Source organism: Campylobacter sp. GTC17093, assembly GCF_055397635.1.
In genome coordinates, this window is the sequence record NZ_AP038832.1 from 861343 (window position 1) to 884654 (window position 23312).

The window sequence follows — 23312 nt, forward strand, 5'->3', positions numbered from 1 at the left end:
TTTTTTGAAATAATATCTTAAAATTCTAATAATAGAATAAAACCATATTTATTTATAATAATAATTTTCAAATTTAAAATTATTAGAAAATTAAGTTGCAACTAAGTTGCATTTAGATAGACTTTTGAGAAATTTTTAAGGAGAATCGATGAAAAAAACAGTATTGTTTTTATTCTTTAGCATTAGTTTTTTGATGGCAAAACCTATCGTAACTACAAGTATATTGCCAACTAAATATTTTGTAGAACAAATTGCTGGTGATAGTGTTGATATAAATGTCATGGTTGAAAAAGGTGCTGATCCGCACACATATGAACCAAAACCAAATCAGATGAAAAATTTAGAAAACAGTGTATTGTATTTTGCTGTGGGTATTGATTTTGAGCATGCTTGGCTAGATAGATTTAAAAAATCTTATCCAAATTTAATATTTGTAGATACCGCTATCGGTATTAATAAAATAGCTATGCTTAAGCACGAGCATGATCATGAAAAACATGATAAAGATCATAAAAGTCACTCTTCTCATAAAGAACATGATAATCATAAACACGAAGATAGTCACAATGGCTTAGATCCGCATATATGGCTTGATCCAATTTTAGTTAAAACCCAAGCGCAAAATATAGCAAACGCTCTTATAAAGGCTTTTCCTGAAAATAAAGATTTATATAGCAAGAATTTAGAAAAATTTATCTCAAATCTTGATGAGTTGGATAAATTTATAAATGATAAATTAGTAAATGTTAAAAATCGTTCTTTTATAGTTTATCATCCTTCTTGGGGTTATTTTGCAAAAAGATATGATCTAAAACAAATTCCAATAGAAATAGAGGGAAAAGAGCCTAAAATGTCTGATTTATCAGAACTTATAAAAGAAGCAAAGGAAGAGAAAATTAAAGTTATTTTTGTGGCGCCACAATTTTCTAAAAAATCTGCAAATTTGATAGCAAATCAGACAAATGCGAATGTTATCGAGATAGATCAGCTTCCTGAAAACTGGGATGATAGCATGAGAAAAACCGCTGAAATTTTTTCTAAAAGCTTATGATTAAAAGATTTTTTTACACCCTTTTGCTGTTATGCTTTTTTAGTATAAACGCATTTGGGTGCGCTCTTTGTGCTTTTTATACGCCAACTGCTCATATAGATGTAAAGTTTAATACCAAATTTGACAAGATAGAAAATATAGAATTTAATTGGACTTTTTCTGAGAATTTTTCACAACTAACAAAGTATGATTATGATATAAACTCGGACAATGTTTTAGATGAAAAAGAGTTAAAAGATGTAGAATATGCTCTTATAAAATATTTAAAACCACTAAATTATCTTACTCATTTATCTTTTTATGATGAAGATAAAGAGCCAAAAAGTATTAAATTTAAAGAAGTAGAGCATAGGGTATATTTTCAAGAAGATAGGTTGAAATTTGATTTAATTGTAAATTTGAATTTGGATATTAAATTAAATAGAGTATTGGTTTATGACATACGTGATAAACAAGGTTATTTTAATTTCAAAATTTCTCATATGAATCCTTTTGAGATTTATGATGGCATATTTATAGTTGATAATATTAATTTAAATACAGCTTATTATGAAATGACCACATCTAAAAAAGCACAGATAGATTCAAAAAAGCCAGTTCTTTCTTCATTATTAAAAAATGAAGATAACAAATACAAAGAGATTGATGATATAGATAAAAAAAAACTAGATGAATTAAGCAAATTCAATATAAAGTTTTTAGATGAGTTAAAAAATATGCTCAAACAAAATAAGGAGCATTTTTCTATTTTTAGCTTGAGTGCTGTCTTATTTTTTTCTTTTTTATACGGATTTTTTCATGCAGCTGGACCAGGACATGGCAAAATGCTTACAGGAACATATTTTAGTGCAAATGGTGGAAATTATGTAAAAGCTATTAATTTTGCTTTAAAGGTTGGATTTTTACATGTACTTGGTGCCTTTTTACTTGTCTTTATAATGGTTTTTAGTTTGTCAAAATTTAGTACATTATATACAAAAAATATCTCTGTTGTAACAACTAAAATTTCTGCTATAATCATAATTTGCATTGCATTGTATATGTTTTATAAAAAAATAAAAAACATTAAAAGACAAAAAGTAAAATTTAAATGGCATAATAAAGGCTGTGCTTGTGCAACTTGCAAAGCTTTACAAAAGGAGCCAAAGACATATTCTCAGTGGATTGTAGCAAGTTGTGCCGCACTTGTTCCTTGTCCTGGAACTATACTTGTGTTTGTGTTGGCTTTTGAGTTAGGCAGTTATTTTGTAGCTAGTGCAAGCGCTATTTTTATGGCACTTGGAATGAGTAGTGTGATATTTATATCCGCAATTTTTGGTGCGAGTATAAATGCATTTGCTAGGTTTAAAAAATGTAAATTTTATATAGAGATTTTAGCGCTTTTTATAATGCTAATTTTTGGAGTTTTCATGTTTTATATTTCAAATAGTATGAAAGTGTTGTAATGAGTGATATAAAAATAGAAAATTTAAGTTTTAGCTATGATAGACAGATAATTTTACAAAATATAAATTTTTCTTATAATATAAAAGACTTTTTAGTTATTATAGGTCCAAATGGTGGCGGAAAAACAACACTTTTAAAACTTATGCTAGGACTTTTAAAGCCAACTACTGGACTGATAAAGATTTTTGATAAATCTCCCACAAAAATTACAAAAGATATAGGCTATGTTCCTCAAACTTTTCTTGTGAATCAAAATTTTCCAATGTGTGCTTTGGATGTAGTTTTGATGGGCATTATAGATAAAAAAACATTTGGATTTTATACAAAAGAACAAAAAAAACTTGCCATGAATGCGCTTTCAAAAGTGAAAATGGATAAATTTTTTGATACTAAGATTGGAGATTTAAGTGTTGGGCAAAGACAAAGGGTTTATATAGCAAGAGCTTTATGCGCAAAGGTAAAAATTTTAATGCTTGATGAGCCAACTGCTAGCATAGATACAAAAGGTCAAGCTGATATTTATAATCTTTTAAAACATATAAACTCTGAAGGTATTGGAATAATTTTAATAAGCCATGATTTAAATTTGGCTCTTGCTTATGCTTCAAAGGTTGCATATGTCAGCAAAACTCTATTTTTACACGATATTTCTCCAGAATTTTCAAGACAGGATTTTATATCACATTTAGCGCACAATCATGATCATTTTTGCGATGTTGAGGTTGCTTTAAAAAGTTGCTCTTGTTTTGATAAATAGAACTAAATATAAAGAGGAAAAATGATAGAAATTTTGCATATGGGATTTGTTCAAAATGCTATCATGGCTGCGTTTTTAGTAAGTGTGGCATGTGGTATAATAGGTTCATTAATAGTTATAAACAAAATGTCATTTATAGCAGGTGGAATAGCCCATGGTGCATATGGTGGCATAGGAATGGCATTTTTTTTCTCACTTGAGCCACTTTTAGGTGCTGGAGTATTTTCTTTATTATTAGCCGTGATAATAGCTACTATTACTTTAAAAGATATAAATAAGATTGATTCAGTAATAGGCGCAATATGGGCTTTTGGAATGGCAATAGGGATAATTTTTATAGATTTAACGCCTGGCTACAATGTTGATTTAATGAGTTATCTTTTTGGATCAATTTTAACTGTAAGTAACTATGATCTAATTTTTATTGGTATAGTAAATGTGGTTTGTATAATTCTTATCTGTATTTTTTATAGACAGTTTTGTGCCATAAGTTTTGATAGAGAGTTTGCAAAACTAAGGGGGGTAAATGTAAGCGCATTTTATTACTTGCTTGTATGTATGATAGCTATTTGTATAGTTGCTACAATAAGAGTTGTAGGCCTTATACTTATAATAGCCCTTCTTACGATACCACCTTTTATAGCTCAAAGTTTTTCAAAAAAGCTAGGTCAATTAATGGTATTTTCTTCTTTTTTATCTATTATTTTTTGTATAGTTGGATTATTTTTTAGTTTTAAATATAATCTCACAAGTGGAGCAAGTATAATACTTGTAGCCTCGCTATGTTTTTTTGGATTTTTTTTAAAAAAGTAAAGAGTTTGCATCTCTTTACTTTTTATTTTTTAGAATCTTCTTCCTATCATAAATTCAAATGTACTTGTTTTATCTCCAACCTCGTCATTTAGAGGTTTTGCGAATATAAGTTGAAGTGGTCCTATGGGCGTTGTCCACTCTATGCCAGCACCTGCACTATATCTTTTTATGTCATTAATAGAGTTTCCTTCTCCTATCATACCATAGTCGAAGAATGCTAAGCCCCTCATTTTTATCCTATCTATAAGAGGGAAGCTAAGTTCAGCAGAGTTATTAAATGATATCTCGCCACCATATTCATCCCCCCAACGATTTTTAGGAGATACACTTCTTGATTTAAATCCTCTAATAGATCTCATACCGCCAAGATATATTCTTTCGTTGATAGGTAGATATCCGTTATCCCATGCTTTTTGAAACTCAGCCTTGTATCTTAAGATAAGGTCATATCCTATGTAATCTCTTAAACCTTGATAAACGCCAAATTTTGTTTTATTTTTGAAAAATTTAGAATCACCGCCAGCTCCAGCCATTTCTAGAGAGGTTGATGCTGTTATACCACTTCTTGGTAAGTAGTAATCATCTGTATTATCAAATGATATAGATGGTATAAAAGCGCTTTTTAAATTTTTACCTTCTTTGTAACCTGTTCGTAAAAGGTGTTCGCTTAATTTTGTTATATCACTTTGTTCTATGACATATGCTAAAGACACATTCGTATATCTACCAAGTTGTCTTCCTAGTGAGGTTGTAAATCCATAAGATTTTTCTTCATAGGTATTCCAACTGTAGTCATTTGCATATGCCATTCCGCTTAGGCTATATTTGGAGTCAAATAGTCTTGGGTTTGTTAAGCCTATTCTACCGTTTAACTCATTATCGCTCTTATCAACACCAATAACTCCTTTTAGACCAGTTCCAAAAACATTGGTATCTGATAAACTAGCGCTTAGTAATAGACCATCACTTGAACCATATCCTATACCGCCAGTTATAGATCCCGTTGGTGCTTCTTTAACATCAACTAGCAAATCAACCTGATTGTCATTAACTCTTTCTTCTTTTATTTCAGCTTCTTCAAAATAACTAGTTCTTTTTAGAGCATTTTTTGTATCTACCATATCTTGTCTATTATATAAATTACCTTCTGTTAGATAAAGCTCTCTTCTTATAACTTTATCTGCCGTTTTTTCATTTCCTGCTATATTTACATTTCTTATGTAAACTTTATCGCCAGGGATAACTTTGTAATGTATAGCAACTGTATGGTCGTTTGGATTTTTATCAGTTTGAGGTATAACTTTTACATAAGCGTATCCTTTGTTGGCTACTGCATCTTCAATAGACTTAATGTCTTGTCTTAGTTTGTGAGAGTTCATAGTATCGCCAGATTCTAGTCTAAAATCATCTTTTATTTCATTAGCATCTACGCCAACATAATCAGGAATTTCTAAAGTAATTTCTGAAATTTTGTATCTCTCACCTTCTGATATATAGTATGTTAGTTCTGCTGTATAGTTATCCATAAATGCATTAAAATATGGTGTTGAAACTGTTGCATCTAAATAACCTTTTTTAAAATACTCATCAAGTATTTTTGACGGATCGTTTGAAAGCTCATAAATTTTTGCGCTTCCGTCATTAAATCCCCACATCCAGCCTAACATTTCTTTTTGCTTGTTTGCAACAGCTGGTTCTATATCAGAGTAATCAAGAACATTAGCTCCAACTAAATTTACATTTTGAATGATAATTTTTTCGCCTCTATTTACCCGTATAGTTACGTGAAGACTGCTTGATTCTTCTGCTATTGGCTTTGTATCAACAACTACAACTGTATCAAAAAAACCTTTTACTTCATAATATTGCTTTATTCTTTCTTTTGCATTTTCCATGCTAAAAGTATCGTAAATTTGACCTTGTTTTATGCCTATTAGAGACTCTATGGCCTTTTTGTCATTTGTAACAACGCCTTCTATATCAAGTTTTGCAATACTTGGTCTTTCTTTTACTACAAATGTAATATGACCATCTTCGTTGTTGATATAAATGTCATTAAAATAGTTTTGATTAAATAAATTTTTTATAGCTCTATCTGATTTTTGAGGAGTTAATTCTTCACCTACACTAAGACCAGCTATTTGAGCGGCAACTGCTGGCGATAGATGCACCAAACCTTCAAAATTTATAGATTTTATTTCTACACCATAAGCACAACAAGATGCCATTAAAGCTAACATTATGTGTTTTTTCATTAAGTTTTACCTAAATACTAGTATTAAAAAGTGGTATAATACCATAAATAAATTTGTTTTTTTATTAATTTTAAGGAAAAACATGAGAGTAGGTATTGTTGGACTTGGTTTGATAGGTGGCTCAATTGGTCTATGTTTGAGAAAAACAAAAATAGTTTCTAGTATAGTTGGATATGATTTAAGTAAACAAAATGAAGAAGAAGCTTTAAATTTAGGATTGGTTAATTCTCTTATGGGCTTAGATGAGATGAAAAAAAATGCGATATCATTTTTTTAGCGATCCCAGTTGAGGCTATTATAAAAACTACTCAAAATTTAGGAGAGATCGATGAAAATCTGACAATAGTAGAGCTTGGAAGCACTAAGGTTGAAATTTTATCAAATGTTCCTAAAAATATTAGAAAAAATTTCGTTGCAGCTCACCCAATGTCAGGAACAGAATTTTCTGGACCAAGTGCAGCAAAAGATAACCTTTTTAAAGATGCGGTTATGGTTCTTTGCGATATGGAAGAAAATGCAGAAATTCACAGAAGAAGGATCGTTGAAATATCTTCTCATATTGGAATGAAGATAGTTTTTATGAGTGCAGTTGAGCACGATCATCATGCTGCTATTATTTCCCACATAACGCACGTTATTAGCTTTTCGCTAGCAAACAGTGTGATGAAAGAAGAAGATATTAAACATATTTTAGCATTAAGAGGAGGTAGTTTTAGCGATATGATAAGAACCGCAAAAAGCTCTCCTGAAATGTGGAGTGATATATTTAAACAAAATAGTGAAAATATACTTTTTGCTATAAATATGTTTAGAAAAGAATTTGATTTATGTGAAAATTTAATTAAAGAAAAAAAATGGGACGAGCTTAAAAATTGGATGAGTGAAGCTAGAAAAATCAGGGAAATTTTGTAACAAAATCTAGCTTCAAAAGAATTTTTAATTTGTGTTATTATTTTTAAGAATTTTTAGTAAATCTATTAAATTGGAAAATTTAACATTTGAAGATGTAAAAAATGATGAATCTATGTCTTCTACTGCAGCTATTGCTTTTGGCAGTAACTGTTTTGCTTCGCTGGTTAATTTTAGTATTTTTGCTCTACTATCATCTGCATCTTCGTATCTTTGGATCAATTTTTTCTTTTCTAGTAATCTAACTGTTTTTGATATTGTCATAACATCTATCATGGATAAATTTGAAATTTCTACTTGTGTTATTTTTTCGTCAGTTTGAGACAAATAAGAAATTATTGCTAATATAACATATTGTGTATGTGTTATGCTAAAGCTAGCAAGTGCATTGTTTATCTTTCTTTTCCATAACGTAGAAACTTGCCAAAAAAGTAGTCCGGGGCTTTCTTTTGCTTTAAATTTAAAATCCATAGTTTTGTCCTAATTTATTGCTAATAGCAGTAGTTTCTTTGTACTATTTTCGATTTGTTTGCATAGATTATTACCAATATTATTTATCATATTTTCATCCTTTCCGGTTATTTCTATAGTATTATCAATAGTTATATTTTCTTCTAGCTCATTTATATTGTGAGTAATTTTTATAGAAATATCTCTTGCAAAAGAAGAGGTTGTAAAGCTTTTATTTGGTTTTACATCAGATAAGATAAATTTTAATGGAGGTGTATTTTTATCAGAAAAAAATATCGTTCCTTCTGTATTATCTATAAAATTTCCATTAAGAGTGACTTTACTTATAGAATCATCCCACTCATTCCATAATGAGACATTTTCGTATAAATTCCATACTCTATCTGTATTAGCTCTTGCTTTAATGCTGGTTTTAACTTTAAACATATCATCCCCTTAAAAATTTGTTTAAATTTTATATTATAAGTATAGTTATAATAAGTATAGTTATTATATAAAATAGCATATAAATTGTCAAGTTAATGAATATAAATTTTTTTAAAATTAACTAAATTTACAAAAAATTTATCGAATTTTAGTTAGAATAATCAGAATTTTAATAGATTTAAAGGTTTTGAATGGCAAGAAACAGTAGAGGAATTAGCGGCATAATAGTTGTTTTATTTATCGTAGCGATATGTGTTGGTGTTTTTTATATAATTAAATCTCCTATGTTTGAGAGAAATGCACCTGAAGTAAAATTAGATGATAAGATTTATTGGAACTTAAAAAGCCCACTTCCTATAGAAGTTTCTGATGATAGTGGTATTAAATTTGTAAGAGTAAGTTTGGATGATGGAACAAATAAAATTACTATTGCAAATGAAAATTTTGAAATTCCGCAAAAAAATGCAAAATTAGACATAACTTTTCCAAAAACAGGTTTTTTTGGATCTAAAAATGAATATACTTTAATAGTGGAAGCAACAGATAAGAGCTATTGGAAGCTTACTGGAAATAGCACTGTAAAAAAAGCTATCGTAAGTGTAGATACAAAAAGACCTGAAATTTATGTTATAAATCAATCGTACTCTATAGCAAAAGGTGGAGCAGCTACGGTTGTTTTTAGGGCTAATGATGAGAACTTAAAAAGAGTTTATGTTGCGACAAACTACGGAAAAGAATTTATAGCAACACCTTTTTATAAAGAAGGCTATTATGCAGCATTGGTTGCTTGGCCAGTAAGCCAACAAAACTTTAGTGCAGATGTTGTTGCTGAAGATTATGCTGGAAATATTAGCAAGGCAAGGGTTAGATACTTTTTAAAAGAAAGAACATATAAGGTATCTACAATAGAGCTAAAAGATAATTTTTTAGATGGTAAGATAGAAGATCTTGCTAGCATGTATGCAAAGGATCCATCTTCTCTTTCAAAACTTGAGAAGTTTAAGTTTGTAAACGAAACACTTAGAATAGGTAATGAAGATAAAATAAGAGAAATAACATCCAAAGTTCCAGATAAAATGTTAGAAAATTTTGATATAAAGCCATTTTTTCCTTTAGTAAATGGTCAAGCTGTTGCTAGCTTTGGTGATCATAGGTTTTATTATTATGGTGATAAAAAAAATATAGTGAGCGAATCTTGGCATATGGGTATTGATTTTGCTAGTGTCAGTGCTGCTTCTATAACAACAAACAATCCTAGTCAAGTTGTTTTTGCAAATGAAAATGGTATATATGGATTAAATGCTGTTTTATATCATGGATTTGGTTTATATAGTCTGTATGGACATTGTTCAAATTTAAATATATCAGTAGGAGATGTGTTTGTAAAAGAAAAAAATATAGCAAACACAGGAACTACTGGTCTAGCCTTAGGCGATCATCTTCATTTTAGTATAATTGTCCAAGGAATTGAAGTCAGACCAGAAGAATGGATGGATCAAAAATGGATGAAAGAAAATGTTTTTGATATTTTAAATAGCGCTAAAAAGGCGGTAGTTGAAAAAAAATAAATACAGTTTGCGTAGTTAAAGTATTTTAAGGATAAATTGTGAATCAAATTACAATAGCGAAAAAAATAGAAGGTATAGGCATAGGGCTTCATAAAGGTGAGCCGATAAAATTAATCCTAGAGCCACTTGAGGTCGATATGGGCATTGTTTTTTATAGAAGTGATTTGGGTGTTAGTTTTAAAGCTGATCCAGCAAATGTAATAAATACACAAATGGCAACAGTTATTGGTTCAAAAGATGGTTCTGTTTCAACTATAGAGCACCTAATGAGTGCCATTAGTGCTTATGGCATAGATAATCTTAGAGTTATTTTAGATGCCAATGAAGTTCCGGTTATGGACGGAAGCGCTATGGCTTTTTGTATGCTCTTAGATGAGGCTGGTATTAGAAAGCTTGATAAAAAGAAGAAAATTTTATCTATAAAAAAACCAGTTGAAGTAAGAATTGGCAATAAATTTGTAAAAATTGAGCCATCAAAAGATTTTAAGTTTGATTATACTATTAAGTTTGATAATCCAGTCATTGGAGAGCAAAATTTTGTTTTTGATTTTAGTAAGAAAAATTTTATAGAACAGATTGCAAAAGCTAGGACATTTGGTTTTTTAAAAGATGTTCAAATGTTAAGATCAAAAAATCTAGCTCTTGGTGGTAGTTTAGATAATGCTGTAGTTATTGATGAAAACAGAATTTTAAATCCAGAAGGACTTAGGTTTGAAAACGAATTTGTAAGACATAAAATTTTAGATGCTATTGGTGATTTAGCACTTCTTGGATTACCTATTATAGGAAAATATACATCTTATGCAGGTAGCCATGAGTTAAATCACAAGCTTACATTAGATATCTTGAAAGATAAAGAAAACTATGAAATTCTAACATTAGAAGGTCAAGAGTCTAAAGAATATGCAAAGGCTTTCGCATAAAAAAAGTTGAAATCCTAGTTGTCTCTCTTTCATCACCGCTTTTAGTTGGTGTGTATGAAAATGGAAATTTAATACAAAATTTTAGTAGTGAAAAAAAGTGTGGCGATTCATTGCCTGAAATTTTACAAGTTATTTTAGATAAATTTGAGATAACTCACATTATATATACAAATGGACCAGGCAGTTTTATGGGCATAAAGCTTAGTTATATAATATTAAAAACATTTTGTTACATAAAAAATATAAAATTTAGTGCAATTAGTGGATTTGATGTTAGCGATAATGGTATAATAAAAGCAAATAAAAACTTGGCATTTATTTTGCAAGATGATAAAATAAATATGACAAAAAAAGAAAGTGGAAATCTTTTTTTGCCTCAAAATTTTAATAACATTATAATTCATGAAGATACTTTGCCAAATTATGTAGTTAGTGCCATTTAAGGAAAATTGTTTGAAAATTTTAACTCCAGCAACAAGTGCAAATTTAGGACCTGGCTTTGACACATTGGGTCTTGCTCTAGATTTTTTTAATGAAGTTGAGATCAAGCCTTTTAGAGTTCAGACTATATCTATTTTGGGCGAAGGATTCAATAAATCTTTTTTAAAAAAAAATAATACTTTTGTAAATATTTTTAACGAAATTTTTTTAGAACTTACTGGAGAAAAACAAAATTTCAAATTTAAGTTTAAAAACTCTATTCCATTTTCTAGAGGTCTTGGGAGTAGTTCAGCTGTCATAGTATCAGCTATAGCATCAGCTTATAAAATGGCAGGATTTAAGATAGATAAACAGATAGTTTTAAATAGATCTTTGATTTATGAAAATCATCCAGACAACATTACCCCAGCAGTATTTGGAGGCTTTACATGTTCCATCGTCGAATATGATAAAGTTTTATTTCAAAAATGCGATATCAGCGATGATATAAGAGCTGTTGTTGTTATACCAACAAAAAGCATGGGAACAAAAGAGTCAAGATCAAAACTTCCTAAAAAGTATACAGTAGCCCAATGTGTAAACAATATATCTCATGCATCTTATTTGACTGCGTGTTTTTTAACTAAAAATTATAATAAACTATCTTTTGCCTCTAAAGATATGATTCATGAGGATATAAGGATGGAGTCTTTACCAGAACTATTTGATATAAGAAATTTGGCCTATGAAAACGGAGCTCTTATGAGCTCTCTTTCAGGAAGTGGATCAAGTTTTTTAAATATAGTTTACAAAGATGATGCACATAAACTCAAAGAAATATTCATAGATAAATTTCCAAATTTTAGAGTTGAGATATTTTCATTTCAAAATGATGGTATTATAATAAATTAAAAAGCAAAAAAAAAGAAAAACAAAGATATAATAGTGCAAGAAAAAAACGAATCCTTACAAATTAGAATGTGTGTGGTTTGCAAAAATAGACTTCCCCAAAAAAAGCTTTACAGATATGAAGCTAAAAATCAAGAGATACAACATTGGAGTGGATTTGGTAGAAGTTTTTATATTTGTGTGGATTGTTTGGAAAAAGATATGAAATTTATAAAAAAACCTCTTGGTAAATATATTAAAAATATACATAAAATAACTGAGCAGGATTTAAAGGAGAAGCTAGTAAATGGCGAGTGTGAAAATTAGTGAAATTGCATTAGAAATAGGTTGTTCTAACGCTGAGATCATAAAAAAAGCCCAAGAAATGGGTCTAACAAGTGTAAAAAAAGCAGATAGTTCTGTTAGTGAAAAAGAAGCAGAGGCTATCTATATCTATGTCCAAACAGGCGTAATTTCTGAAGAGTTGCTAGCAAAAAAAGAAAAAAAATCATCGGCTAAGAAGTCTAAAGAAGAAAAGGTAAAAGATAATAAAGAAAAAGAAAAACAAACAGAAAAATCTTGTAAATCTACTAAAGAAAAAACAAAATCTAAATATGAAAAATTAGAAAATAAAAATGTAGAAGAAATTATTAATGAAACTACTAAAGAAGATATTTCAAAAGAAGATAGTCTTAATGAGAAAAAAGAAGATCAGTTAAAAACAAAAAAACCTATTGAAACTTTAGCTAGCGCATCTTTACAAAAAAGACGTGGACTTGTTATTGTAAAAAAGAAAAAAGAAGAAGAGGCAGAAGAGGTTTCAAGTTATAAACAACCAAAAGAAGCTTCTAAAACAAAAGAAGAAGCATTAAAATATTTAAATTTGGAAAATTCATTTTCAAATAGTGATGCAATGCTAGATAAAAAGAAAAAAGATAAAAAGAAAAAAGTTATAGTTTCTAAAAAAGAATCAACACAAAAAGTTGATTTGCTTGGAGAAATGGCTGAAATTGTATTAGAAGATGATAATATGGTTGTTTTGCCGGATCTTACAACAAAAGAGTTTACTCCTGTTGTATCTCAACAAAATAAAAAGCCAGCTAATGTTTTAAAACAATCTTTTAATAAAGTTTTGGTGGAGCAAGGTATACAAAGAAAAGCTAGAAAAAAACATAAAAAAGCAGAAAAAAAAGATTCTAATGAAGATATTACATCTATAAGTATTCCAAGAGAAATAAGAGTTTATGAGTTTGCAGATAAGATTAACAAACAACCAAGTGAAATTATATCTAAACTTTTTATGCTTGGCATGATGACAACTAAAAATGACTTTTTAGATGATGATGCGATAGAAATTTTAGCAGATGAATTTGGCATCGAAGTAAACATAGTTGATACAAAAGAGAGTTTTGACTATGTAAAAGCCTACGAAGATTTAGATATTGATGAGGAAAATGGAACAGATAGAACTCCTGTTGTTACTATTATGGGACATGTTGATCATGGTAAAACAAGTTTGCTTGATTATATAAGAAAATCTCGTGTTGCAAGCAGTGAAGCCGGAGGCATCACACAACATGTTGGTGCTTACATGGTAAATAAAAATGGAAGAAATATAACTTTCATAGATACTCCAGGACACGAAGCATTTACTGCTATGAGAGCAAGGGGTGCGCAAGTAACAGATATTGCTATTGTAGTTGTTGCTGCTGATGATGGTGTAAAACCACAAACAATTGAAGCTATAAATCATGCAAAAAGTGCAAATGTTCCAATAATTATTGCTATAAATAAAATGGATAAAGAAACAGCAAATCCAGATATGGTAAAAAGTGGTTTAGCAGAACTTGATGTTATGCCTATTGAATGGGGTGGAAAATATGAGTTTGTGCCAATTTCTGCAAAAACAGGTGATGGTATAGAAGATCTTTTAGAAGTTGTGCTTTTACAAGCAGATATATTGGAATTAAAAGCCAATCCAAACAGAGATGCAAAAGCCGTTATAGTTGAAAGTTCTCTACAAAAAGGTAGAGGGCCTGTTGCAACTGTTATAGTGGAAAATGGTACATTAAGACTTGGGGATACCATTGTTGCTGGCGTTGCTTATGGTAGAGTAAGAAGTTTAACAGATGATAAAAAGGGAAAACTTCAAAATATAAAACCGGGAGAATGTGGCGTTATAACAGGACTTAGTGAAGTTCCTGAGGCGGGTGAAGCCCTTATAAGTGTAAGTAGTGAAAAAGAAGCAAGAGAGTATGCTCAAAAGAAAATGGAGTATTTACGACAAAAAGAACTTTCTAAATCAACAAAAGTTACTATAGATGAGTTAGCCGATAAGATAAAAGAAGGCGAGATAAAAACTCTTCCTATAATTATCAAAGCAGATGTTCAAGGTAGTTTAGAAGCTATAAAAGCAAGCTTGGAAAAGCTTAGAAATGAAGAAGTAAAAGTTAACATAATTCACGCTGGAGTTGGTGGTATAACTCAAAGCGATATAGGACTTGCTGCAGCTAGCGAACACTGTGTTGTTCTAGGATTTAATATAAGACCAACTGGAGCTATAAAAGAACAAGCAAAAGAACGTGGCGTTGAAATAAAAACATATAACGTTATATACAACCTGCTAGATGATGTAAAGGCACTTTTAACAGGTCTTATGAGCCCAGTTATAAGAGAAGAGCAACTAGGACAAGCAGAAATCAGACAAGTTATAAATGTGCCAAAAATTGGTACAATTGCTGGATGTATGGTAACAGAAGGCACAATAAGCAGAGGTGCAAAAATCAGACTTATTAGAGATGGTATTGTTGTTTATGAAGGCAATGTTAGCTCATTAAAACGCTTTAAAGATGATGTTAAAGAGGTTGCAAAAGGCTATGAGTGTGGTGTTGGTATAGACGGATATAATGACCTAAGAGAAGGCGATTATATAGAAAGTTACAAAGAAGTTGAGGAACAAGTTAGTTTATGAACGCAGCTGAAATAAAACGACTTAGAACAGAAAGTGTACTAAAGCAGATTATTCCAGAAGCATTTGCAACACTTGGTGATGATATGTTAAAAGGACTTTGTGTTACAGAAGTAGAGTGCAAAAAAGGTAGATATGATGCTTTTGTTTATTTAGATAAGATGTTTTATGATAAAAAAGAACAAGAATATATTTTAAATCACCTAAAAAAAGCTTCAAAAATTATACAAAATTACTGCTTAGAAGACCAGGGTTGGTTTAGAGCGCCACAACTACACTTTAAATTTGATGATAGGCTAGAGTATCAAAATCACATGGATGATTTATTTGATAAAATCTCAAAGGAACTAAATAAAAATGGTTGAGTTATCATCTTTGATTGAACAGTGTGGAGTTAAATTTTATGGCGTTGAGTCACAAAGTTTAAATGAAAGAACTATTTATAGAATTTTTATAACAAAAGATGGCGGAGTAAGCTTAGATGATTGTGAGAGGGTTAGCAGGCTTCTTTCACCTATTTTTGATGTTGAACCGCCAGTAAATGGTGAGTGGGTTTTAGAGGTTAGTAGTCCTGGAATAGAGAGAAAACTAGTGGCTTTAGATCATTTTGAAAATAGTATAAATGAGCTTGTAAAAATAACAGATAAAGATAATAAAAAGTATGAAGGTAAGCTTATAAGTGTAAACAATGGCGAAATAATGTTGCAAGCAAAAGATGAAAAAATCAAAATTAATTTTAATGATATAAAAAAAGCAAAAACTTACATAGAGTGGTAAAATAAAGGAGCTTTTATGCAAAAAATGTGGTCAGGTCGGTTTAGTGAAGGGAGTTCAAAACTTTTAGAAGAGTTTAACGCATCTATAAACTTTGACAAAAACCTTTTTTTACAAGACATAAATGGTTCGATAGCACATGCTACAATGCTTGGAAATTGTGGAATTTTAGATAAAAACGATAGCAAAAAAATAGTAAATGGTTTAAAGCAAGTTCTTGAAGAAATTAAAAACGGTACATTTAATTTCAAGCTTGAAGATGAAGATATTCATATGTCAGTTGAAAAAAGACTAAGTGAAATAATTGGAGCTGATATAGGTGGAAGGCTTCATACTGCAAGAAGTAGAAATGACCAAGTTTCACTAGATTTTAGGATGTTTGTTTTAAATGAATTTAAAGAAATTTCAAATTTGCTTTTAAATTTAATATCAACTCTTCTTAAAAAAGCTAAAGAAAATAAAGATACTATAATGCCAGGATTTACGCATTTACAACATGCACAACCAGTATCTTTTGCGTATCATTTACTAGCGTACTCTTTTATGTTTAAAAGAGATATAAAGAGGCTTGAAAGCTCTTATGAAAGAAACAACTTTAGCCCATTAGGATGTGCTGCACTTGCTGGAACACCACACAAAATAGACAGGTTTGAAGTTGCAAAAACTCTTGGATTTGATGGTGTTACATCAAATTGTATGGACACGGTAAGCGATAGAGATTTTGCACTTGAACTACTTTTTGATATATCTTTAATTTTTACTCATACTTCAAGACTTTGCGAAGAACTTATTTTATGGAGTTCGCAGGAATTTATGTTTGTGACAATAAGCGATAAGTTTTCAACTGGAAGCTCCATAATGCCACAGAAAAAAAACCCAGATGTAGCAGAGCTTATTCGTGGTAAAACAGGTAGAGTTTATGGTAATTTAATGGCACTACTTACTACTATGAAATCACTTCCTCTGGCTTATAATAAAGATATGCAAGAAGATAAAGAAGGCGTTTTTGATAGTGTAAATGTAGCACATTCTAGCTTAATTATATTAAATGAGATGATTGATAGCATGAATATAAATGCCGATAATATGCTAAAAGCTTGTAAAAAAGGTCATTTAGTAGCTACAGATCTTGCTGATTTTTTAGTTAGAGAGAAAAATATACCATTTAGAAAAGCTCACTTTATAACCGGTAAATGCGTTGCTATGGCTGAGAGTAAGGGGCTAGATTTAAGCGAAGTTACTTTTGAAGATCTAAAAGGTGTTGATGAAAATATAGATCAAAGTGCTATGAAAGTTTTAAGCCTTATTAACTCAAAAGAAGCTAGAAATAGTATAGGCGGCACTGCAAATTTAAGCGTAGAAAATCAAATAAAAGAGCTTGAAGAGTTTTTGCAAGGTTGATTTTAATCAAGATAAAAATTATCTTATTTGACTATTGATCATGAAAAAGATAGATTTTAACTGCGATAACCTTAATGGCGTTTAGATATCTTTATTTTGAGAAACCGTAAATATAAAAGAGATTAGAAAAAGAACATGAGGCACTACATATAACTCCTTAGAGGTTTTAATTGGAGTAAGGGAGAAAATATGCTAAAAAATGCCCATGATCTTTGCAAATGAGATAGTATATATGGAGATGTAAAAGGTTAGCCTTTAGGCTTCTTTATATTTTTTATTTAGTATTTTTGGTATTGGTCCACTATATAAATTAGTGTGATATAAGCTAAGTCCAACGAGTGCAATACCAGAAATGATATGTGCTTTTTTCATAGTTTTTGAGTTTATATTTAAAGCACTTACACAAAGAACCCCTAAAGATATACCAAGTGCTATCTTCGTTGCTTTTTGATGTTTTTTGATATCATAAAAGTCTTTTTTAGTCATTTTTTTCCTTTATCTTTGCTCCTTTTGCTGCACTTGTTAAAAGTGCAACTGTTGTTCCGTTATGCAAAAGTGCTGTGGTAACTGGACTAATTTTATTAAATACCGCCCCAAGAAGTATGAGTGAGTTTAGCATTACGGCTGCTTTAAAATTTAAATTTACTAATTTCATGTTTGCATTTGCAAGCTCTTTTATGTAACAAATCCCAGACAAATCATCTTTCATCAAACTTATATCAGCTGTTACTTTTGCTATATCTGCACCTTTTTGCATACTTATACCTACATCTGCGCTTATCAAAGATGGTGCATCATTTATACCATCGCCTACAAAAGCTACTTTTTTCCCTTCTTGTTTTAATTTTTTTATTATGTCAGCTTTTTGTGTCGGTAAGCACTGTGAAAATACATTATCTATGCCTAGTTCTTTTGCAACTTCATCAGCTTTACTTTGTATGTCGCCAGTTAGCATAATGACCTCTTTTACGCCTAATTTATGCAATCTTTCTATACTTTCTTTTGCATTTTTTCTAATCGTATCTTGCATTGCAATAGTGCCTAAAAGCCTGTTATCATAGGCAATGTAAAGTAAAGTAAGACCTTTTTCAAGCAAAGGATTAATAATATCTCTATGTTCGTCAAATGAAATTTTCTCATCTTCTTCTAAGAAGTGGCGACTTCCTATTATCACAGATTTACCCTTTACTTCGGTTTTAAGACCGTGAGCCACAATAAACTCAACCTCATCGTGATGAATATGTTTAAAACCTTTTTCTTTTGCAGCATTTACTATAGCTTCTGCTACTGGATGAAAATAGTGTTCTTCTGCACTTGCGGTTAAATTTAAGACATCTAATTGTGTGAAATTTTTATCAAAAGAGTAAATTTCCACAACATCAAGCTTTCCGTAAGTTAAAGTTCCTGTTTTATCAAATACAAATGTGTCTACATCGCAAAGTGCTTCTATGCTTTTTGCACCTTTTACTAAGATCCCGTTTCTTCCAGCTTTTGATATAGCCGATTTAAAGGCAACCGGAGTAGCAAGCTTTAAAGCACAAGAGTAATCAGCCTGTAAAACAGAAGCTACGCTTGTCATGTTTTTATTGATAGTGTAACTAAGTCCTGCTAAAGCTAGTGTTACTGGCACTAGTTTATCAGCTAATCTTGTAGCTTGAAGTGTAATTTGTGACTTTTCATTAAGAGAGCTTTGTATATATTTTTTTACGCGCTCTATTGCCGTTTCTCCTCCTACTAATTCTGCCCAAATTTTGATCTTACCTTCTTCTACTACCGTTCCACTAATAACCCTATCGCCTCTTTCTTTTTTTACTGGCTGTGCCTCTCCAGTCATTGAAACTTGATTTATACTAGCACTACCTTCAACGATATAGCCATCTATCGCTATGTTTTCTCCGCTTGATACTACTATAATATCACCTACTTTTATATCCTTAATTGAAATTTGAATAAGGGTTTTTTCGTGATTTTTGCGTATCTCTTTCCAAACCATATTTGTTGTTGGTTTTGCTAACTCTTTTATAAGTTCGTCGCTTCTATTTACGGTGGTTTCTTCTATGTATTCGCCTAAATTTATAAGAAAACTGGTGCCGTTTGTAGCTACATAATCTTTTCTGGCTAAAGATACTCCAATAGCTAAAGCTTCTAAAACTTTTGAAGTTAGGCCCTGTTTGTATAATTCCTTAAAGCCTTCCATAAAAATAGGCATAGAAGCATATAGGCTTACAGCGCTATTAAGTGAAATATTATTAGAGATTTTACTAATAATGAGCGCTATTAAGCTTTTATAAATAGAAGTGAATTCAAAATTATTTGGCTTTTTATTTATGTCTTTAAATTCGAAATTTTCTATAAAGCTTATAATATCTTGCAAATTTGATTTATAGGTTACTATTATACTCTTTGCTTTTGAATTTACTCTTATATCTTTTACATATTTAAATTCAGAAATACCAGCTTCTATATATGCTACATCACTATTTTTTGATAATTTATCGCATATAAATCTAACCCTATTTTTTGTTTGATGAACTACTTTGAGACTACTGTTGTGAGTTGATTTCTGCTTTTGCATCTTCAAAACGCTCTTTCATCTCTTCAATTCCCGTTTGAAGCAAATTTCCGCCCTTTGCTATTGCTTTAAAAAGAGTTTGGCTAGCTTTTTCATTTGTCATCAAATAAGTAAGCCCAGCTCCAAGCAAAAGACCTTTTAAAAAATTTGCGTAGTCAAAGTTTTTTGGTATAAATGGTATTTTTTCTGTTATATCATTTATGGTTTCGTTAATTTCATTTGATATTGTATTTTGTTCGTTGTTTATGTATGGATTATTCATCGTCTTTCTCTTCTTGTATTAAGTTTTCTATTGTTATGATAGAAGCTAATCCTACTAATGTATAAAAAGTAGCTCCTAAGAAGTTTTTTTGAACTAATTTATTTGAAGCAACAATTGCACAAGATGTAGCAATGCCACCTTGGATAGTAAATTTAAAACTATTTTTTAAAGCCTCTTTTTTATCTATCTTACCATTTTTAAACTCTGCATAATTTATACTCCCAGCAGTTATAAATCCTAAAAGTGCACCGCTTAAAAAATGATCCATCGGTAATCTAGAGGTAGAAACTAAAGATTTTTGCATATTTTTTCCTATGATTTAGCTTCTTTTGTTAAAGATGACTTTCTTGGCGCTCTTTTCTTTGGTGTAGAAGTTTTTTCTGTTTTTACCTCAGGTTTTTTTGAAGAAATCTTTTCAAATTTATCTTCTGTAAATTTTTTGACATCTTTTGCCATCTCTTTTGTTTTACTTACGCTATCACACAGAGTTTTTTTGATCTCTTTTTTATTGTTAAAAGCATAAACTGCTAAACCTCCAACTGCAAGACCGGCTATAAAAGGCAGTGCCATTTTAAATCCTTTGTTATTGATATTATTTTTCATTTTCTTTTTTTATAAAATCATTTATTAAAACACCACTTAATGCACCAATTGCTGCACCACTAAAAAATGAGAAATTGGGACTATTTAGCATTTTTATAAGATCTACGTTTTTAGACTCAGATGATAAAATATGGTTTAAATCCTTTTGAAATTCTTCAAAAGAAGCTAATAAATTTTCTGGATTATTTTGTGAAACATCTAGTGTAAATTCATCTTTTAAAGCTTGTTTTAAAGCTAATATATATTCATTGTTTGATGTTGCCCAAAGTCTAAATATTAAGTCTTTATGAAATTCATTTTGTACTTGTTTGCTAAGATTTTCATAATCATTTATCAAATAAAGTTCAGCATTTATAGCTATTATAAGTGCATTTTGCATATTGTCTGTGTGTAAAAATGGTAAAATTTCAGGTTTTTTCAGCATGAAATTCTCATCCATTGCTATTTTTTCTATAAGTTTTATCCCTTGTTTTCTTATATCTAAAATTTTCGTAAAAATGTTATCATCTTTGGCAAATTTACTATAAAGTTCGCAAATATTCTTCTCTAAACTATAAATTTGATTTAACACTATAAACTACTCCCGTTTAATTGCTTTAATACTTCTTCTATATTTTTTCCTTTTATTAAATCATCAAAAAAATCTTTCTGTAAAATATCTTTGTCATATTTTATTGTAACAGAGCCTATTATTTTATTTACAGAGATATCATTTATGCCTTTTATATTTTTTATAATGGTTTTTATATATGAAAGTTCGTATCCTTCTTTTACTATATTTGGGTCTACTCTTAGTCTAATTCTACCGTGAGTATGGTGTATTATACTAAAATATTTTATTATATCAAAAAAATCTTTACTAGTCATTGTTCTCCGAAATATTACATGTTAGCTCAATTATATTTATTTATTTCTTAAACCTTGATAAAGAACATTATTTTTTGTTTTTATCTTTAAGTTTTATTTCTATACTCTTTAATAATCCATATAACAATCAATAAACTCACGATACAAATTATAATACAAGCTACGATAAAAGTGCCATTTTCGTATTTATCCAAAAACATTCCTTTTGTATTCATTCCAAAAAAGCCAGTTATCAAATTTAATGGCAAAAATATAGCAGAAGCAAGTGTTAAAATGTAAATATTTTTTGTAATTTTGTCATTCCTGATAGATATGATATGAGCGTAAATATCATTTAGTCTTAATAGAGTATCTTTTAACTCATCTTTGTAGATGTTTAATTCATTTATGATAGGTTTTAACTGCTTTTTTAAAAAACTTTGTTCATTAAAACAAAGCTCTAGTGCTTCTATAAAATCAGAAAATTTGCGTAAAAAATTTGTTATTTCGTACTTTTTTGTATGGTATTTTTGTGTAAATTTACTTACATAAGAATTATCTATTAAAACTTTTTCATAACTTCCTATAAATTTAGTATATTTTAAGCTTTTTTCTTTATACATGGCTATATATTTTTTTAAATTTGTTACAAAAAAATCTTTATCTACAAGTGTGCAGAAATCATCATTTTCTATATAAATTTGAGATTTTACAAAGATAAAATTTACACTGCTTTGGCTAGTTATAATGCTAAGCATATCATAGTAATCAAAATACAAATATTGTGTGGAATTAAATTTCATTTCTCTCTCTTTTTGCATAAAATGTTTTTTTAAATTCGCTAAATTTGCCTTCTAAAATAGCTTTTCTTGCCTCTTTAACTAATGTTAAATAATAATGCAAATTATGTAAGCTAGCAAGTCTAAAAAATGTTAGCTCTCTTGCTTTATAAAGATGGTTTAGATATCCTCTTGAAAAGTTACGACATGTGTAGCAGTTGCACGCTTTGTCTATGGGTTCATGGTCGTTTATAAATGTAGCTGATTTTATATTTATCTTGCCAAAAGTTGTAAAAAGTGTCCCATTTCTTGCGTTTCTTGTTGGCATAACACAATCAAACATATCAACGCCACGCTCTATATTTTCAACTATATCCTCAGGTGTACCAACTCCCATTAAATATCTTGGGCGGTTTTTATCAACAAATGGCATCATTTTTTCCACAGTATCATACATTTCTTGATTGCTCTCTCCAACACTTAGTCCACCTATGGCAAGTCCGTCAAAGTTCATCTCACATAAATTCTCAGCACAAAATTTTCTTGCTTTATAGTCTGTTCCGCCTTGTATAATACCAAAGATATTTTGCTCTAAACCTATGCCTTTTTGCTCATTTTGTTCGTGATAATCTATTGCCATTTTTGCCCAAGATATAGTTCTTTTTACGCTTAGTTCTATTCTTTCTTTGCTGGCAGGAAGAGCAGGAAGATCGTCTAAAATCATCATTATATCGCTATTAAAATCATATTGTGTGTCAAGTACACTTTGTGGCGTAAAATAGTGGGTACTACCATCTATGTGGCTTTTAAATTTGATACCTAAATCATCATTTTTTGTGTTACTTCTTAGGGAAAATGCCTGAAAACCGCCACTATCTGTTAAAAAGCTTTTATTGAATTTAGTAAATCCATGCAGTCCACCAAATTCTTTTATGAGTTTTGAGCCAGGTCTTAGATATAAATGATATGTATTTCCAAGTATGATTTTTGCATCAAGTTCATTCATTAAATCGTTTGCATCAAGACTCTTTACAGCTCCAGCTGTACCAACTGGCATAAAAATAGGTGTTTGTATGATAGAGTGATTAGTTTCAATAGTGCAAGCCCTTGCGTTACAATCTATTTTATCTATTTTAAATTTCATTTTTTATATAATATCCTTAGTTAAATGTTGGAGTTT

25 protein-coding genes and 1 pseudogene are annotated in these 23312 nt (G+C 30.0%); 14 read left to right on the forward strand and 12 right to left on the reverse strand.

Annotated elements, in window-relative coordinates; genetic code table 11:
- Positions 1–148 precede the first annotated feature (148 nt).
- From ACZ5VL_RS04440 to ACZ5VL_RS04455, 4 genes are read left to right on the forward strand one after another with little or no spacing between them, the layout of a single operon-like run.
- The gene (locus ACZ5VL_RS04440) at positions 149–1051 is read left to right on the forward strand and encodes a metal ABC transporter solute-binding protein, Zn/Mn family (RefSeq protein ID WP_464197706.1); all 903 of its coding nucleotides are present in this window, start codon (positions 149–151) and stop codon (positions 1049–1051) included.
- A complete protein-coding gene (locus tag ACZ5VL_RS04445; protein WP_464197708.1) occupies positions 1048–2496 on the forward strand; it encodes a HoxN/HupN/NixA family nickel/cobalt transporter in 1449 nt (482 codons plus the stop codon). The genes ACZ5VL_RS04440 and ACZ5VL_RS04445 overlap by 4 nt, the downstream gene beginning before the upstream one ends.
- Entirely contained in the window at positions 2496–3254 is a 759-nt protein-coding gene (locus tag ACZ5VL_RS04450) for a metal ABC transporter ATP-binding protein (RefSeq protein ID WP_464197710.1), read from the forward strand. The genes ACZ5VL_RS04445 and ACZ5VL_RS04450 overlap by 1 nt, the downstream gene beginning before the upstream one ends.
- Positions 3255–3275: 21 nt before the next feature.
- Complete coding sequence (locus tag ACZ5VL_RS04455; protein ID WP_464197712.1) at positions 3276–4067, forward strand: metal ABC transporter permease; 792 nt, start codon at positions 3276–3278, stop codon at positions 4065–4067.
- Between the two features lie 29 nt (positions 4068–4096).
- On the opposite strand, the gene bamA is transcribed toward ACZ5VL_RS04455, so the two are convergent.
- The gene (gene bamA, locus ACZ5VL_RS04460) at positions 4097–6322 is read right to left on the reverse strand and encodes an outer membrane protein assembly factor BamA (RefSeq protein ID WP_464197714.1); all 2226 of its coding nucleotides are present in this window, start codon (positions 6320–6322) and stop codon (positions 4097–4099) included.
- Between the two features lie 82 nt (positions 6323–6404).
- On the opposite strand from bamA, the pseudogene ACZ5VL_RS04465 reads away from it, so the two are divergent.
- A pseudogene (locus ACZ5VL_RS04465) lies at positions 6405–7234 on the forward strand (prephenate dehydrogenase).
- 24 nt (positions 7235–7258) lie between these two features.
- Here ACZ5VL_RS04465 and ACZ5VL_RS04470 read toward each other — a convergent pair.
- The gene (locus ACZ5VL_RS04470) at positions 7259–7702 is read right to left on the reverse strand and encodes a MarR family winged helix-turn-helix transcriptional regulator (protein WP_464197716.1); all 444 of its coding nucleotides are present in this window, start codon (positions 7700–7702) and stop codon (positions 7259–7261) included.
- A gap of 9 nt (positions 7703–7711) precedes the next feature.
- On the reverse strand, positions 7712–8128 hold the full coding sequence (locus ACZ5VL_RS04475) for an SRPBCC family protein (protein WP_464197718.1): 417 nt from the start codon (positions 8126–8128) through the stop codon (positions 7712–7714).
- A gap of 191 nt (positions 8129–8319) precedes the next feature.
- On the opposite strand from ACZ5VL_RS04475, the gene pgp6 reads away from it, so the two are divergent.
- The 9 genes from pgp6 to argH are packed head-to-tail and all read left to right on the forward strand — an operon-like array spanning position 8320 to position 17070.
- The gene (gene pgp6, locus ACZ5VL_RS04480) at positions 8320–9696 is read left to right on the forward strand and encodes a peptidoglycan metallopeptidase Pgp6 (protein WP_464197720.1); all 1377 of its coding nucleotides are present in this window, start codon (positions 8320–8322) and stop codon (positions 9694–9696) included.
- Positions 9697–9734: 38 nt separating this feature from the next.
- Positions 9735–10619: a UDP-3-O-acyl-N-acetylglucosamine deacetylase gene (gene lpxC / locus ACZ5VL_RS04485; protein WP_464197722.1), complete on the forward strand. Its 885-nt coding sequence runs from the start codon at positions 9735–9737 to the stop codon at positions 10617–10619.
- A 50-nt stretch (positions 10620–10669) separates the two neighbouring features.
- Complete coding sequence (locus tag ACZ5VL_RS04490; RefSeq protein WP_464197724.1) at positions 10670–11062, forward strand: glycoprotease; 393 nt, start codon at positions 10670–10672, stop codon at positions 11060–11062.
- 10 nt (positions 11063–11072) lie between these two features.
- Positions 11073–11951 (forward strand): homoserine kinase, encoded by an 879-nt coding sequence (thrB, locus tag ACZ5VL_RS04495; RefSeq protein WP_464197726.1) that lies wholly within the window; start codon positions 11073–11075, stop codon positions 11949–11951.
- 33 nt (positions 11952–11984) lie between these two features.
- Positions 11985–12254, forward strand: coding sequence for a DUF448 domain-containing protein (locus tag ACZ5VL_RS04500; RefSeq protein WP_464197728.1), 270 nt, complete (start codon positions 11985–11987; stop codon positions 12252–12254).
- Complete coding sequence (gene infB / locus ACZ5VL_RS04505; protein WP_464197730.1) at positions 12235–14898, forward strand: translation initiation factor IF-2; 2664 nt, start codon at positions 12235–12237, stop codon at positions 14896–14898. The genes ACZ5VL_RS04500 and infB overlap by 20 nt, the downstream gene beginning before the upstream one ends.
- Positions 14895–15260, forward strand: a complete 366-nt coding sequence (gene rbfA / locus ACZ5VL_RS04510) for a 30S ribosome-binding factor RbfA (protein WP_464197732.1) — start codon at positions 14895–14897, stop codon at positions 15258–15260. Before infB ends, rbfA begins: the two co-directional genes overlap by 4 nt.
- Entirely contained in the window at positions 15253–15672 is a 420-nt protein-coding gene (rimP, locus tag ACZ5VL_RS04515; RefSeq protein ID WP_464197734.1) for a ribosome maturation factor RimP, read from the forward strand. Before rbfA ends, rimP begins: the two co-directional genes overlap by 8 nt.
- Before the next feature lie 15 nt (positions 15673–15687).
- A complete protein-coding gene (argH, locus tag ACZ5VL_RS04520; RefSeq protein WP_464197736.1) occupies positions 15688–17070 on the forward strand; it encodes an argininosuccinate lyase in 1383 nt (460 codons plus the stop codon).
- Positions 17071–17325: 255 nt separating this feature from the next.
- On the opposite strand, the gene ACZ5VL_RS04525 is transcribed toward argH, so the two are convergent.
- The 9 genes from ACZ5VL_RS04525 to tgt all read right to left on the reverse strand — a co-directional run bounded on the left by ACZ5VL_RS04525 (position 17326) and on the right by tgt (position 23276).
- Entirely contained in the window at positions 17326–17556 is a 231-nt protein-coding gene (locus ACZ5VL_RS04525) for a hypothetical protein (protein ID WP_464197738.1), read from the reverse strand.
- Entirely contained in the window at positions 17549–19645 is a 2097-nt protein-coding gene (locus ACZ5VL_RS04530) for a heavy metal translocating P-type ATPase (RefSeq protein ID WP_464197740.1), read from the reverse strand. The genes ACZ5VL_RS04525 and ACZ5VL_RS04530 overlap by 8 nt, the downstream gene beginning before the upstream one ends.
- A complete protein-coding gene (locus ACZ5VL_RS04535; RefSeq protein WP_464197742.1) occupies positions 19614–19904 on the reverse strand; it encodes a YtxH domain-containing protein in 291 nt (96 codons plus the stop codon). The genes ACZ5VL_RS04530 and ACZ5VL_RS04535 overlap by 32 nt, the downstream gene beginning before the upstream one ends.
- Positions 19897–20208 (reverse strand): Cys/Met metabolism pyridoxal-phosphate-dependent enzyme, encoded by a 312-nt coding sequence (locus tag ACZ5VL_RS04540; protein ID WP_464197744.1) that lies wholly within the window; start codon positions 20206–20208, stop codon positions 19897–19899. Before ACZ5VL_RS04540 ends, ACZ5VL_RS04535 begins: the two co-directional genes overlap by 8 nt.
- An 8-nt stretch (positions 20209–20216) precedes the next feature.
- On the reverse strand, positions 20217–20474 hold the full coding sequence (locus ACZ5VL_RS04545; protein WP_464197746.1) for a hypothetical protein: 258 nt from the start codon (positions 20472–20474) through the stop codon (positions 20217–20219).
- Between the two features lie 22 nt (positions 20475–20496).
- The gene (locus ACZ5VL_RS04550) at positions 20497–21078 is read right to left on the reverse strand and encodes a hypothetical protein (protein WP_464197748.1); all 582 of its coding nucleotides are present in this window, start codon (positions 21076–21078) and stop codon (positions 20497–20499) included.
- Entirely contained in the window at positions 21078–21374 is a 297-nt protein-coding gene (locus tag ACZ5VL_RS04555; RefSeq protein ID WP_464197750.1) for an HMA2 domain-containing protein, read from the reverse strand. Before ACZ5VL_RS04555 ends, ACZ5VL_RS04550 begins: the two co-directional genes overlap by 1 nt.
- Before the next feature lie 86 nt (positions 21375–21460).
- Positions 21461–22156 carry a CorA family divalent cation transporter gene (locus ACZ5VL_RS04560; protein WP_464197752.1) on the reverse strand — a complete coding sequence of 232 codons (696 nt, stop codon included), beginning with the start codon at positions 22154–22156 and terminating at the stop codon, positions 21461–21463.
- The gene (gene tgt / locus ACZ5VL_RS04565) at positions 22146–23276 is read right to left on the reverse strand and encodes a tRNA guanosine(34) transglycosylase Tgt (protein WP_464197754.1); all 1131 of its coding nucleotides are present in this window, start codon (positions 23274–23276) and stop codon (positions 22146–22148) included. Before tgt ends, ACZ5VL_RS04560 begins: the two co-directional genes overlap by 11 nt.
- Positions 23277–23312 lie beyond the last annotated feature (36 nt).